This window comes from uncultured Methanobrevibacter sp. (assembly GCF_902769175.1).
GTDB lineage: Archaea > Methanobacteriota > Methanobacteria > Methanobacteriales > Methanobacteriaceae > Methanobrevibacter.
The window spans coordinates 1-13,566 of record NZ_CACXNW010000046.1 but is presented as its reverse complement, the minus strand read 5'-3'; the positions used below and the strand labels follow the sequence as shown (position 1 = coordinate 13,566).

Annotated in this window: 13 protein-coding genes; 6 read left to right on the top strand and 7 right to left on the bottom strand. The window is 29.1% G+C overall.

Annotated features, from left to right (window positions below):
• Window positions 1–173: 173 nt before the first annotated feature.
• The gene (argB, locus tag QZV12_RS12880; RefSeq protein WP_295622481.1) at window positions 174–1,052 is read right to left on the bottom strand and encodes an acetylglutamate kinase; all 879 of its coding nucleotides are present in this window, start codon (window positions 1,050–1,052) and stop codon (window positions 174–176) included.
• 632 nt (window positions 1,053–1,684) lie between these two features.
• On the opposite strand from argB, the gene QZV12_RS12875 reads away from it, so the two are divergent.
• The 4 genes from QZV12_RS12875 to QZV12_RS12860 all read left to right on the top strand — a co-directional run bounded on the left by QZV12_RS12875 (window position 1,685) and on the right by QZV12_RS12860 (window position 3,182).
• Window positions 1,685–2,116: a hypothetical protein gene (locus tag QZV12_RS12875; protein WP_295622479.1), complete on the top strand. Its 432-nt coding sequence runs from the start codon at window positions 1,685–1,687 to the stop codon at window positions 2,114–2,116.
• Window positions 2,117–2,170: 54 nt separating this feature from the next.
• The gene (locus QZV12_RS13775; protein WP_366925567.1) at window positions 2,171–2,356 is read left to right on the top strand and encodes a cysteine peptidase family C39 domain-containing protein; all 186 of its coding nucleotides are present in this window, start codon (window positions 2,171–2,173) and stop codon (window positions 2,354–2,356) included.
• Window positions 2,357–2,403: 47 nt separating this feature from the next.
• Entirely contained in the window at window positions 2,404–2,730 is a 327-nt protein-coding gene (locus tag QZV12_RS12865; RefSeq protein ID WP_295622475.1) for a hypothetical protein, read from the top strand.
• A gap of 71 nt (window positions 2,731–2,801) precedes the next feature.
• On the top strand, window positions 2,802–3,182 hold the full coding sequence (locus QZV12_RS12860) for a hypothetical protein (RefSeq protein WP_295622473.1): 381 nt from the start codon (window positions 2,802–2,804) through the stop codon (window positions 3,180–3,182).
• A gap of 761 nt (window positions 3,183–3,943) precedes the next feature.
• Here QZV12_RS12860 and QZV12_RS12855 read toward each other — a convergent pair.
• Both QZV12_RS12855 and QZV12_RS12850 read right to left on the bottom strand, forming a co-directional pair.
• Window positions 3,944–4,687: an SDR family NAD(P)-dependent oxidoreductase gene (locus tag QZV12_RS12855; protein WP_295622471.1), complete on the bottom strand. Its 744-nt coding sequence runs from the start codon at window positions 4,685–4,687 to the stop codon at window positions 3,944–3,946.
• A gap of 317 nt (window positions 4,688–5,004) precedes the next feature.
• On the bottom strand, window positions 5,005–5,838 hold the full coding sequence (locus tag QZV12_RS12850; RefSeq protein ID WP_295622470.1) for a hypothetical protein: 834 nt from the start codon (window positions 5,836–5,838) through the stop codon (window positions 5,005–5,007).
• Window positions 5,839–6,419: 581 nt separating this feature from the next.
• Between QZV12_RS12850 and QZV12_RS12845 the strand changes: the two genes are divergently transcribed.
• The gene (locus QZV12_RS12845; protein WP_295622468.1) at window positions 6,420–6,611 is read left to right on the top strand and encodes a hypothetical protein; all 192 of its coding nucleotides are present in this window, start codon (window positions 6,420–6,422) and stop codon (window positions 6,609–6,611) included.
• 35 nt (window positions 6,612–6,646) lie between these two features.
• Window positions 6,647–8,122, top strand: coding sequence for an ATP-grasp domain-containing protein (locus QZV12_RS12840; protein WP_295622466.1), 1,476 nt, complete (start codon window positions 6,647–6,649; stop codon window positions 8,120–8,122).
• Window positions 8,123–8,378: 256 nt separating this feature from the next.
• Here QZV12_RS12840 and argJ read toward each other — a convergent pair whose 3' ends face one another.
• The 4 genes from argJ to QZV12_RS12820 form a co-directional block, all read right to left on the bottom strand.
• Complete coding sequence (gene argJ, locus QZV12_RS12835; protein ID WP_295622464.1) at window positions 8,379–9,602, bottom strand: bifunctional ornithine acetyltransferase/N-acetylglutamate synthase; 1,224 nt, start codon at window positions 9,600–9,602, stop codon at window positions 8,379–8,381.
• A 155-nt stretch (window positions 9,603–9,757) separates the two neighbouring features.
• On the bottom strand, window positions 9,758–10,237 hold the full coding sequence (locus QZV12_RS12830; RefSeq protein WP_295622462.1) for a hypothetical protein: 480 nt from the start codon (window positions 10,235–10,237) through the stop codon (window positions 9,758–9,760).
• 273 nt (window positions 10,238–10,510) lie between these two features.
• Window positions 10,511–11,713, bottom strand: a complete 1,203-nt coding sequence (locus QZV12_RS12825; protein WP_295622460.1) for a hypothetical protein — start codon at window positions 11,711–11,713, stop codon at window positions 10,511–10,513.
• A gap of 220 nt (window positions 11,714–11,933) precedes the next feature.
• Window positions 11,934–12,971, bottom strand: a complete 1,038-nt coding sequence (locus QZV12_RS12820; protein WP_295622458.1) for a Zc3h12a-like ribonuclease — start codon at window positions 12,969–12,971, stop codon at window positions 11,934–11,936.
• Window positions 12,972–13,566 lie beyond the last annotated feature (595 nt).

The window sequence follows — 13,566 nt, the reverse complement described above, 5'->3', positions numbered from 1 at the left end:
ATACACAACCTAAATTATTTATTTCTATAATAATAGATTGTACTTCATTGTATATAAATTTAAAGGAAAATAAGTTAAGAAAAAAAGTGACTGATGGTCCTAATCGTGACACACCCTCAAATTTAAAAAAAAATAAATTAATAAGTTTAATAAGGAAAAACCCTTAATAAAACCTATTTATAAATCATAGTTCCGATTCCTTCTTTTGTGAAGATTTCAAGAAGCAATGTGTGCTTTAATCTTCCATCAAGAATATGAGCGGAATTTACACCATTGTTAAGTGCATCAACACAAGTTTCAATCTTAGGAATCATTCCTCCAGTAATAACTCCCTCTTCAATTAAAGATGGAATCTCATCAACATGAATTCTTTGGATTAGACTTGAAGGATCCTCAGGGTCTCTTAAAACACCTGGAACATCAGTTAAAATGATTAATTTTTCTGCATCCATTTCACCGGCAATTGCTCCAGCTACAGTGTCTGCATTTAGATTAAAGGTAGTTCCATCATCAGCGATTCCAATAGGGGAAATGACAGGAATGTAATCATTTTCAGTATACATGCATAGAATTTCAGGATTGATTTTCTTGATTTCACCAACATAACCTAAATCAATCTCTTCAATCTCTCCGGTTTCCTCATCCTTTATCCTATGAATCTTTTTGCATGCTTGGATTAATTTATTGTCCTTTCCAGACAATCCAGCACCTTTTCCGTCATGCAAACAGATTTGAGAAACAATATCAGTATTGATTTTTCCAACGAGAACCATCTTAACAATTGCCATGGTCTCTTCATCAGTCACTCTCAATCCTTTAATGAATTTAGGGTCCTTTCCTAATTTTTTCATGGATTTTGTGATTTCAGGACCTCCACCATGAACTACAATAGGTTGCATTCCCACATATTTTAAGAGAACTGTATCACTTGCTGTAGAAGCCATTGCCTCTTCATCAACCATAGCATGGCCTCCATACTTAATCATGACTTTTTTATTGTAAAATTGTTTAATATAAGGTAGAGCTTCTACCAAAATGTTTACTCTTTCCATTTTATCACACTTAATTAATAATTGATAAATATAATTTTTAAATTCCAATTATCCGGAATTTCATCTCAACTCATAAATTCCTAATAAATTATCAATAAATAATATATCAATAATACTATATAAAAACATATCCTATTTTAAAATTTTTTACAAAAAAAATAAATCCTTTTTTTTAGAAATTTAAAAGAGTTTTTTTAGAAATTTAAAAGAGCTTTTTTAAAAATTAAAAGAGACCAATTCATTTTAAATTGATTAAAATATTAAGATTATCTAAAAAAATTTAATGAATTAAAAAATTACAATTATATTGTAAAATTCAATTTAAAGTGCAAATTATAATTAAAATGTAAAATTAAAATCATAAAAACTTTAAATTTAAATATAACTTATTTTAAATTAAATATTAACTTCATTTTGAAAGCAAATCAACTTATATTAAAAATAAACTATTTATAATGAATAGTTTAGAAAATAGAAGATTTATAAATAGTTTACAATATCTAAAATTTAGAATCCAAACTATTGAAATCGAAATATTTTAGATAAAAAAAGAAAATCATGATTCAATTGACTTGAAAATCAGATATTTTCGGGATTTGCTAAAAAATAAGTTAAAAAATAGGAGGAAAACTATGTTAAAAATAAATAGAAGCATTTTAATTATATGTTTAGTATCTTTATTTTTAATCATGGGCCAAGTTACTGCAAGCGACAATGACCTGATTGAAATAAATGATTCAAATGCAAGCAATGATCCAATGGAATTAGACAAAATGAATATTTGTTCTGAAAGCTCAAGTCCATCCCAAAGCAATGACATGTCTGACTTGACAATCTGTGAAAACTATAGCAACAAGGCTGATATAAACAGCAATGACCAAGATTCAGATAAATTGGATGACAATCAGCATCATAATGTAGATGACTACCAGCATATCTTAGAAACCATAAAAGAAGAATCTAAAGATACTACCGGAATAGTGATGGCTAATGACAACTATAGCTGTGGTCCTGCATCTCTTGCAACTGTTTTAAACAGCTATGGACTTAATCTTTCATTATAGGAAGTATCCCAACATACAAACACCAGCATAAATGGAACAAGCATGCAATAACTAATAGATGCTGCAAACTACTATAACTTTAGTGCATTTGGTGTTGAACTGGATATTACAAACCTTAAGGAAAACTTCATAGTCCATTTGAATATCAATGGATGCCAACATTGGACCGTCATTAAAAATATAACTGATACACATGTCTTTTTAGCGGATTCAACTGAAGGAAACATAGACCTCCATTAGAGGAATTCAGTTCATATTTCACTCAAAAAGCCATTGTTTTATCCAATATGAATGCAATCGACATCAAAGATCAGATAATATCAAATAAAATGAAGATTTTAGATAAAAGCCAATGCCTTAACATCTTTGGAAAAGGAATGAAAAAGAAAGTCATTGGTTATAAGATTGTATGGAAATATGGTTGGAAACAAAAATATGGATGGGTTCTAAGACCTGTAGTAAGAGGAGGGCATGTTCACTTTTCCCAATGGCAATATGTTAAAGCTTATCATCCAGTTTGGGGAAAATGGAAAACAAAGGTGCCTATTTACAAATATTACTATGTAAATGACGCTGCATTGACAAGCGCGAAAATCAAAAAGACAAAAAAATGAGTTAAAACATATAATTATATGACTTAATATTCCATATATAGAACTAAGAAAAAATCTTAAGGAGGCGAAATATGGATAAGAAGTATATAGTAATGATTGTTGCAATTATTGCAGTTCTTGCCATTGGAGGATTTTTTGCATACAGCAATTTTTCACATCCAGAAAGCTCTGAACAAACAGAACTCTTTGATTATTCCATAGAACCAACTACAAGTTGGAATGCAGATAAAAAAGAGTATTCATTTAGTCAAAGCATCAGTTCAGTAAATGGAAAGGACTATAAGAACATTGACATTAAGGTGAATTTCTATAAGGGCAATGAACTTATAGGAAGCCATGACTCTAAAATAGACAATACCACTAATGGCAAATTCAATCTTAAGTTCAATCAGAAACTTTCTGAAGAACCTGATGCATTCTATTATGATGTGATAAGTGCAACAGAGACTTGATTAAAAATTTTTAGAAATATGAAAAATAATAAATAATCTTTCTCCATTTATGTTATTTATTTATTTTTCTTTTTTCTATTTTTTCTAATATATTTTTCTTTTTTTTTAATTTTTTTATAAAAGTTATAATACCATTATTTAAAAATGTTAAAATTAATAATATCACAAAATAAACCCTTTTTTCAAAAAATGTAAAAAATAAGAATTTACTAAGTATACCCTTTTTTAAAAAAATGTAAAAAATAAGATATTACAAAGTATACCCTTTTTTCAAAAAATTTAAAATTAAGAATATAATTGTATCCGAATATATATGCCATAAATAAGAAAAACAGATTAACATATCATATTACATTAAATCAATTAAAGCTCTTTTTAAATTAGAAACTTATTGGGAAACTTATGAAAATATTAACCATAAAATTAATTAAATTAAAATAAAAAATTGCACAATAATTATTAAATAAAAATAAAATAATACACGAAAATTTTTAAATAAAAATAAAAAATTGCACAATAATTATTAAATAAAAATAAAATATTACACAATAATTATTAAATGAAAATAAGATTTTACACAAGAATATTTATGAAAAGGAGATTTAATTTTATTTAATTAAAAGAAAAACAACAGACGAAATAAATTTTAGATAAAAAAAGAAAAAAAGTGAATATTAAAAATATTCAAAAATAAGAGGTGAGATGATGATTGTATAATCATCATCGGATATTAAAAATTAAATTATTCAACCACAAAAGGATTATATTTCAAATCCGCCGTCACATTTAATGATTTGACCATCTAAGAAACCGCATTCATCACTTGCTAAGAATAATGCTAATTCAGCGATATCTTTACCTTCACCACATCTTTTTACAGGACATTGGTCAATCATGTTTTGTAATACAGCAGGACCACCAATACTGTCTACCATTGCAGTGTGGATAAGACCTGGTGCAATACCGTTTACTCTGATTTCAGGACCTAATTCCCATGCCATGGATCTGGTTAATCCCATCATAGCGTGTTTACTGTCTACGTATGCAGCAAATCCGTGGTGGGCTCCGAAGGATGCTACAGAACAGGTGTTAACAATAGTTCCATGTCCTTTTTCTTTCATTACAGGAGCTACAAGTTGAGTGAGTACTAATGCAGAGGTTACGTTTACATTGAATACTTTGTTCCATTCTTCAAGGGTTACGTCCATTAATGGAGACATGCTTAATACACCAACGTTGTTGAAGAGAACGTCAATGGTATCATATGCATCCATGGTTTCTTCATAGATTTTTGGTACTTCATCTAAGTTTGCCATATCGACAATAATATAAATTGCTTCTCCACCTTCTGCTTTAATGTCATCTACAACTGCTGCTGCTCTTTCTTCGTTTCTTCCACAGACAACGACTTTTGCGCCTTCTTTAGCAAATAATTTTGCAGATTCTCTTCCCATACCAGAGGTTGCTCCGGTTACAATTGCGACTTTTCCATCTAGTTTACCCATTTTATCACCTTTAAAACATATCATTTTTATGATAGTTATTTAAATATTTATCATTTAGCATATTTAAATATTTTAAAAAATTCTTAAAATTACTAAACCTTGTTTAGTGATTCCATATATTTTTATTATACTGTTTAAATTTTTAAAAAAAAATTACATAAATGTACAAACGATTATTAAATAGATTTTTACAAACTTAATAAAATTAAGCGAAAAATTAAAAATTGGACAATTCAATAAAAATATTTAGATTTTTATATCTAAAATAGAAAAAAAGAAAAAATTTTTAATTAAAAAAAAATATAAAAAACAAAAAATTATATGTACAATTTATCCACAACATGAACGAATTGATTTGCTTCAGCTTCCAAGCTATGATCAGGATTTCCACGAATTTCAAATACAATAGCTGGAACTCCCCCATCGTCAATTGGAATAGTTGAGTACTGTGGAGAGGAATAGCTTGCAGGCTCATAATAAATAACATAATTCATAGCCTTAGTAACATTCGTTGCAGATCCATAAGCCACATTATCAGTAGAAACAGGAGCAAATATATAAGGATCTTGTACATATCCACCATTTGAAGCATGAATGTCAATAGCTAAGTCATATCCCTTTTTGACTATGTGATTAACTACATATTCTTGAGCAAGCAACTGACCATTCATTCTGCTTTCCTCGAAATCATCGCTTTCTGCAGTTACATTTATCCTATAAACATAATAGGAATAATTCAAGGAATCTGATGAGTTTAAAAGGCTATTGTAAATTGCATCATGAGCATTGGATTCCCTTGGATGCTGACCTAATATATATGCAACCTTAACAGATGATTTTTTATTTCCATAAGGCCCTTCAACAGTTACTGTTCCCAAACTGTTTTTCCCAATTCTTTTAGCAGGCTTTTGCAATGAAGAAATATCTGTAACTTCAGATCCTGTCAAATTAGTTGGAATATACTTTAAAACCTTGTTTAAAATAGGATACTCTTTGGATAAGTCTCCCAATAAGCTTTCATCATGTGCTGCATAGTCATAACAAAGAACGAAACCCTCTGCCAATACAACAATTAAAATGATTAAAAAATAGAGTAATTTTTTAGAAGGTTTTTTTGATTTTTTCTTACGTTTATTGTCTTCATCAACCATAAAAACACCAAAAATAATTAATTAACTTTTTAAAAATCTAAAAACCTAATAAAATTTTTTTAGGAAATAATCCTAATTTGTTTAAATAATACTAAAATGTATGTTAAAATTTGTATATACGTAATTAAATTTGAAATAGGAAATAATCAAATTGGAAAAATTATTTTTTCCAAGTTTGTCTTACTCCTCTACCTTTTTTACTACCAGGCTTTTTGTAAGATCTTTTAGGTCTGGTTCTTTTGTTAGTACCTTTAACTTTTGCCATTAATAATCCTCCTTTAATTTTTGATAATAAGATTATAAATTAATCTTTAAAATAATAAGATAGAAATCAACCATATTGAAAAATATGATAAAATCTTTATAAAAATAGCTTTAATAATAAAACCTAATAAAATGTTTATTTTTAATACATATAAACTTTACCCATAAAAATGCTAAATTAGAACTCAGAATAGAAAAAATTTAGTTTAAAATATTTTTATGCCATATAGATTAGGATAATTAAAAAAAATATAATAATAAGAATAATTATAAAAATAATTGAAATTTAATAAATGATAGAAAAATCGAGGGATAAGATGAAAGGCCAAATGAGAAATATTATAGTTGTGGAATGCAAATCAACTGGAATAAATTTTATTGAAGACATCATTAACAGAGGATATAACCCTATTGTGCTTGAGCCGAAAATGACAGACACAGAAGAAGGAAAAAATACCAAAAAAGCCTTTATGAGGAATATGAAAGAATCAAGTACGATTTTGACATAATCTATGAACAGGACAGCTATGAAGAAACACTGGAGATGGTTAGAAAATTAGATCCGCTCCTCATCGTAGCTGGAAATGAAAAGGGAGTAATCCTAACAACAAAATTATCCCATGACTTAGGCCTTTTAGGAAACCCTATCGAAAATCTTGATGCAATGACATTAAAAAATGAAATGCATAATAGACTAAAGGAATATGGCATTCGCTACATAAAAGGCAAAGTGATTTACTCATTAGATGATGCTATTGACTATTATGATAGTGAAAACCTAAAGGAAGTAGTCATAAAGCCTACATACAGTTCAGGGTCTGCCAGCGTAAGGATATGTACAAATAGGGAAGAAATGATTGAAACCGTTAAACTATTATTGAATGATGTTAATCGTTTTGGAGATTATAATACTGAGCTCTTAATTCAGGAATATATAAATGGTGAAGAGTATATAGTCAATACAGTATCCTGTGAAGGAAAACATAAGGTAACTTTGATTTGGAAATATACAAAAATGAAAACTTCTGATGGTGCTATAGTATATGATAGTTCTGAAACAGTCAATGAATTAAGCATTGGCGAAGCAGAAATGATTGAATATGCATACCAAGTAGCTGATGCAATAGGAATCCAATATGGGCCAATTCATGGAGAATATATGATTGATGAAAAAGGACCTGTCTTGATTGAAGTGAATTGCCGCCCTTGTGGAGCAAATATGGAAGCGGAGTTTTTAAACAGAATCTCTGGACAGCACGAAACAGACAGCATTTTAGACTCATACCTAAAGCCAAAGCTATTTATGGCAAATTATAGAAAACCATATAGATTATATGCATATGGAGCAATAAAGCTATTTATCGTTCCAAAAGACATTATTGCCAGATCATCACCTATGGATAATATAATTTTCAGATTTAAAAGCCATTATAAAACATCTATGGCAGAGATTGTTGATGATAAGTTATTCCATAAAACTGAAGATTTGCAATCAAGCGGAGGACTCGTATACTTGGTTCATGAAGATTATAATGAAGTTATAGACAACATAAACTTTTTAAGAGATATTGAAAAACGTGCATTTTCACTTATTTTAAGTGCAAATAAAAAAGAAATAACTGAAAAGGATGATAAAACTTATTTGAAGGAACTTATACCATTCCTTGATTTAGTATCTGAATATGGAACAGGATTTATAATTACAGATCAGATTATTGAAGAAACCGATATATTGCAAAGCCGACCTAAAGATGTTGATAAGGTAAGGGGAGAATTTGATTTTGTACTTATCAATCTCAACAAAAGCTATATGAGAGAAACTGATGACAATATTGTAACATTAACATTGGAAAGCTTGTCAAAAGTTAAATCTGGAGGATATGTTCTTATTCCAAAGAATACATATGAACAGGTTCCAAGCAAAAGAAATGGAATGGAAGCTATAATTCAAACCTTAGGCCTAAAAATAGAGGTTCCGCCAAATGAAATTAAAGACGTGATCATTGCTTCAAGAAGATAATAAAATAACAGAACTAAACTATAAAAGATTTGAAAAGATTTGAAATGAAAAAATAATTAAAAAATTAAACCAGAAAAAAGATTTGAAAGGTTTAAAATTTTAAAAAAAAATAAAACAACATTAAGAAATTAAAATAACTTCTTAATTTTCTTTTTTTAAAAAAATAAAAAATAAATAAAAAATTATAAAATAAATAAAAAATTATTATATAATAAAAATATTATAAAATAAAAAATAATAAAAAAATATTCTGTTTTTAAGTAGTGTACTCTGCATTGATTTTCACATAATCATAGGTTAAATCACAACCCCAAGCAGTAGCGGTGTAATCTCCTTGATACAAATCAATTAGAATATTAACTGTTTTCTCTTGCATGATCTCTTCAGCATCTTTAAGGTTTGGAGTTCCTTCAAATGCTAAGATTTTACCTTGGTCCACCAAAATAGCCTCTTTTCCATCATCAGAATTTACAGAAACGCTAATCATGTCTTGATCCATTTCGCATCCAGAATAACCGACTGCAGCAACTATTCTTCCCCAATTAGGGTCACCGCCAAAAATAGCTGATTTTACAAGAGAGGAACTGATTACAGATTTTGAAGCTAAAATAGCGTCTTCCTCTGATTTAGCACCTTGAACCTTACATTCAATAAATTTAGTTGCTCCTTCACCATCACGAGCCATCATTTTAGCTAAGCTGATGCAGATGAAATCCAAAGCTTCTTGGAAATCAGGGTTTATTTCATCATTTTCTGCAACTTCAACTCCAGACTTGCCATTAGCCATTAAAATAGCAATGTCATTGGTACTTTGGTCGCCATCAACAACAATCATGTTGAAGCTTTTGTTAACAGCAGCCTTTAAAGCCTTATTAATCATTTCAGAAGAGATTACAGCATCAGTTGCCAAGAAACATAACATGGTACCCATATTTGGTGCAATCATACCAACACCTTTAGTGATACCTCCAATAGTTACCTTTTCACCATTTACAGTGGTTTCTACAGCAAATTCTTTATGATAGGTATCAGTTGTCATAATGGATTTTGCAGCATCTGTTGAACTTTCGATGGAATGGTCTAATTGGGAAATGGACTTTCCAACTAAAGGCAAAATAATGTCCATAGGCATTCTTCTTCCAATGACACCAGTAGATGCAGTGGCTATTTCATTAGATGGTATGCCAGTTTGTTCTGATGCAAATTCAATGATCTTATCACAGTCTCTTATTCCATCAATTCCTGTAAAGCAGTTAGCATTCCCACTGTTTACAACCACTAAAGAAATCTTTCCGCCTTTTATCATTTCTTTGGTATGGATAATAGGTGCTGCTACAACCTTATTTGAAGTGAATACTGCTGAAGCATTGCTATCCTTAGATTCAATAACTGCAAGACCATACTTGCCTTCACGAGTTCCTGCTGCCTTTACACCATCAACAGCACAGATTCCACCTTTAATAACATTAATCTTAGACATAATATTTCACCTAAAAATCAATTAAAATAAACTTAAAACCATATAAACATTAATTCTGAATAAAAATAACTATATTATCAAATTATCAAAAAAATCCCAATATGTAAAACAAATAAAATAAAAATAAAATAGGATAAAAGTGATATCCTTAAAAATCAATATATATTGGCCGAACTAGAGACATTGAATGCAGTGATATTCTGGCCTTCTGTAACATTCTCATCAAAATCATAGTATGAAATTTGAGTTCCGTTTTCATCCTGCAAATCATAACTGCTGTTTTCATATGCAGTAATATTGTTTGTTACATTCATATATTGCACCTCTCCATCATTAGGTAAGTCTGATTCACCGAAACCTACAATCATGGATATTCCTAAAGCTAAACCGCAAATGAAGGCAATTAAAATTATTACCATCAAAAGTATTTGCTTAGGGCTTCTAGGTTTCTTAATAGTGTTGGGAGTTCTAGACCAAATAGAACCTCTTGAATTTCTAGAATTAGCTGAAAATCTTGAATTTCTAGGACTATTTGAATACCTGGAATTTCTAGAATTGTTAGGAGTTCTAGTCTTTAAAACATTTTTATTTTCAGGTTTTTTAGATCTCCTAAATCTGCCACCATTTCTTGCCATTAGTTTCACCACAAATTACGTTTAATATCTTAAGCCATAAAAGACCAAAAATATTTTAATATTACTTTTTAGTTTTAATACAGGTTTTATTTGAAATTTAAATAGATTAGACAAAATTTTAGTCACAATCCATTTAAATTCAGATTATATTAGTTCTTAAAATTCAAATGCCAAAAGCATAAATAAATTCCAATAACTAAATTCTTAAATTAAAATGCCAAAAGCATAAATAAATTCCAATAACTAAATTCTTAAATTAAAATGCCAAAGGCACTATTTAAAAGTATAATATGCTACAATAATTATCAAGAGCAATAGACCATAAATTCCCATACCCATAATAGCCAATAAATAACTTAAAATGAACATTACAACAAATGCAGTAATCATTTTGCCTTTTTTATTGGTTAGGATATCAATAAATGTTCTTGTAAAGTCTGAAGGGATGTTATATGCATATAATCCATTAGCCAAGTCAAATACAACTAAAGACAAGGCACCGAATCCTTTAATTCCCTCTGCAATATTTGCACGCTCTCCTGCTTCTCTTCTGCTTCTGCCGATTCCTATCTTAACTTTTGCACCATTATTGAGAATGAACCATGCACAATCAAGACCTGCACGGATAGCTACATCCTTACTTGGGAATTTTGCAATCAGGTCATCTCCACCTTCACGGTATCCTTCAATTTGACCTTCACAATCTTCCATAAACTCTTTCACACTTGTCATCAATTCAACAAGCTTGTTTCTTCCATGCTTGGAAATGAAGTTAGTGGAGTCTACAATATCAATAAACAAGTATTGCTGGAATTCAGGAGGTTCAGATTCTCCCAATTTGAAAGGAGTATCCAATACAAGCGCATATTCACCACCTAATTTAGTAAATGCAACACCTGGAGAATCTCCAACTTCCTTATTGAACTTAATTGACCTTTCAATAGCGGCAGCACCAGTCATACCAGCAGCAGCCCTTACACGGATTCCATTATCCAATCCAATGCCTACCAATCTAATAGCTACTCTGATTGCATCATTCTTAGACATTAACTTTGAAACAATCTCTGTTTCACTTCTTTCGATAATCTCTCCTTTTTCTCTTAAGATGATATCAGTGAAAAGATCAATAATGCTTGAAGGCTCGGAAAGCTCTACATACATATAACGGTCACTACCCATAATAATGTTACTTACAAGAGCATATTCTTCAACCCTATCTTGAGCAGGAAGCAATTCATAAAAACTATGGTTTTCTGGAATGTTCTCACGACCAACATCTCTCACTAAGTTGGTAAATATACTTTCTGTAGTAATGTGAGCCTTATCAATTTCCATAAGCATAGTTTGAGTATAATTAAACATATCTACATATTCAGTTTCTAATGGAGTAGTTGGGAAATATTTTGTCCCTATACTAATTATCTCATGATTAGTAACTAAGGAAATAACTTTTCTTATTAAAGTATTATCCGCCATTCTTTACCCTCCTATTAGTTTTTGATTAAATAATTTTTAAATAATAATTAATTGATTAAATGATTGTTAAATGATTTTTTAATAATTTTGAATTTTAAATGATTATAATTGAAATACAGTCACTATAAAATAAATACATAAAAAATTTAAATAATTAACCAAAATGCCCTAATCTGCATTTTGATTAAGATTTTTAAATTTCATTTTTAGTAAAATTCATTTATTCCTTTTTCTTTTTCTTGGAATTCTTCTCCAAGTAAATTTCAAATTCACCTGGCTTTTCAAGTATCATATTAGGCTTGACTGATACGAATGGGAACTTCCATGAGCCTAATCTTCCTGCAACTGTACTTGCAATGTTTCTTGAATTCTTCTTAATGAACACTTCATCATAAGTGTTTGTTTGAATTTCAATATTGTATGGAGGATTGTCTTCCACTTCATCAGTCAAAACTATATTCAATCCAAAGTAACCTGGCTTGATAAATAAGTCATTACGAACAGCTATCAATGGCTTATGAACCAATCTTAATCTGTCTGCTACAGTAACTGAAATGTTACCTGCATCCTTAACAGCTGCCTTATAATCCTTAGGATGAACTAAAACGAAAATGACATATGGAACTGATGTTTCAACATCATCAACCATTTCCATAACCTTATCAAACATTGGCAATTTGGAAAAGATCCCTTCTATTTTAGAAGAGACATTATCCTGTTCAGATTGATCAAGCAAAAGAATAGATTGCTTTGCAACATTAAGTGGAGTGAATTTGGTTGTTTCCTTACCTGTATAAACCACCCAACGTTTTCTTTCCAATTCATTTAGGATTTCATCACAGATGTTCTGCAAGAGATTCTTGACCTTCTTAGGCTTTTTGGTTTTTCCCATAATCAACTGATTGTCCTGAATTGAAAATGGGATTCTAATGCTGTTTATGTCTGGGAATTCTGACATGAAATCCCTAAACTTATCATTAGACAATACCTTTGCATCTTCTTCATATGCCAAGTCAAGGATATAATGGTCTGCAATGGTTCCTACAGGAACTTCATCAATGATTCCATCATCAACCAATCTAACAAAAGTCTCTTTATCATCAATATTATGGCGCAAGGAAGCATCAGCTATAATTAAAAAGTCATTATTGCCTTCCTCTAAAGCTTTTACCGCTAAAGTAATGTTTTTCAATTTAGCTTTTGTACCTTCACCTTTTTGGTAATGGGCAACATTTGCTGCATCTATAATAACTTTCAAGATATCACCTATAAAGGTTTTATAATTATTTAAATGTATTAATATGATTGATTAAATCTTTTTTAAAAATTTCTATCTTTTAAAAAAGTCTAATATTCTAATTCTATAGTCTGAATGCTAAAGATAAACAATATTCAAAACTTGAATATTTATTTATTAATTTTTATAGTAATAATATATATAAGTAATAAGTTATTTAAATCTTTTTAGATATGTCATTATAAAACATAAGGTTGATTTATTTAAACAATTATTATTTTAATATTTTTAAATATTCTTTGATTTACTTAACTATTCCTAAAATAACCTAAATCTTGTTTAATTTATGAAAATTGATTTATAAATGATTTTAATCATTATTATAGATTATTTAAGATTTTACAAAACAGGATATTACATTACAACTTTTAAAAATTACAAAACAGGAATTTTCATTAAAAACTTTTAAAAATATCAAATGGGACAATTAAAATAAAATAATAAATAAAAGAAAATGCCAGCTTCAATATTGAAATTATGAAATTAAAAAAAAAAAGAAATTAAAAAAAAAAGAAATTAAAAAAAAAAGAAATTAAAAAAAAAAGAAATTAAAAAA

Bases quoted from the DNA above. Each gene is read 5' to 3' on its own strand.
- argB (WP_295622481.1), bottom strand. From the start codon at position 1,052: ATGGAAAGAGTAAACATTTTGGTAGAAGCTCTACCTTATATTAAACAA.
- QZV12_RS12875 (WP_295622479.1), top strand. From the start codon at position 1,685: ATGTTAAAAATAAATAGAAGCATTTTAATTATATGTTTAGTATCTTTA.
- QZV12_RS12865 (WP_295622475.1), top strand. From the start codon at position 2,404: ATGAATGCAATCGACATCAAAGATCAGATAATATCAAATAAAATGAAG.
- QZV12_RS12860 (WP_295622473.1), top strand. From the start codon at position 2,802: ATGGATAAGAAGTATATAGTAATGATTGTTGCAATTATTGCAGTTCTT.
- QZV12_RS12855 (WP_295622471.1), bottom strand. From the start codon at position 4,687: ATGGGTAAACTAGATGGAAAAGTCGCAATTGTAACCGGAGCAACCTCT.
- QZV12_RS12850 (WP_295622470.1), bottom strand. From the start codon at position 5,838: ATGGTTGATGAAGACAATAAACGTAAGAAAAAATCAAAAAAACCTTCT.
- QZV12_RS12845 (WP_295622468.1), top strand. From the start codon at position 6,420: ATGAAAGGCCAAATGAGAAATATTATAGTTGTGGAATGCAAATCAACT.
- QZV12_RS12840 (WP_295622466.1), top strand. From the start codon at position 6,647: ATGGTTAGAAAATTAGATCCGCTCCTCATCGTAGCTGGAAATGAAAAG.
- argJ (WP_295622464.1), bottom strand. From the start codon at position 9,602: ATGTCTAAGATTAATGTTATTAAAGGTGGAATCTGTGCTGTTGATGGT.
- QZV12_RS12830 (WP_295622462.1), bottom strand. From the start codon at position 10,237: ATGGCAAGAAATGGTGGCAGATTTAGGAGATCTAAAAAACCTGAAAAT.
- QZV12_RS12825 (WP_295622460.1), bottom strand. From the start codon at position 11,713: ATGGCGGATAATACTTTAATAAGAAAAGTTATTTCCTTAGTTACTAAT.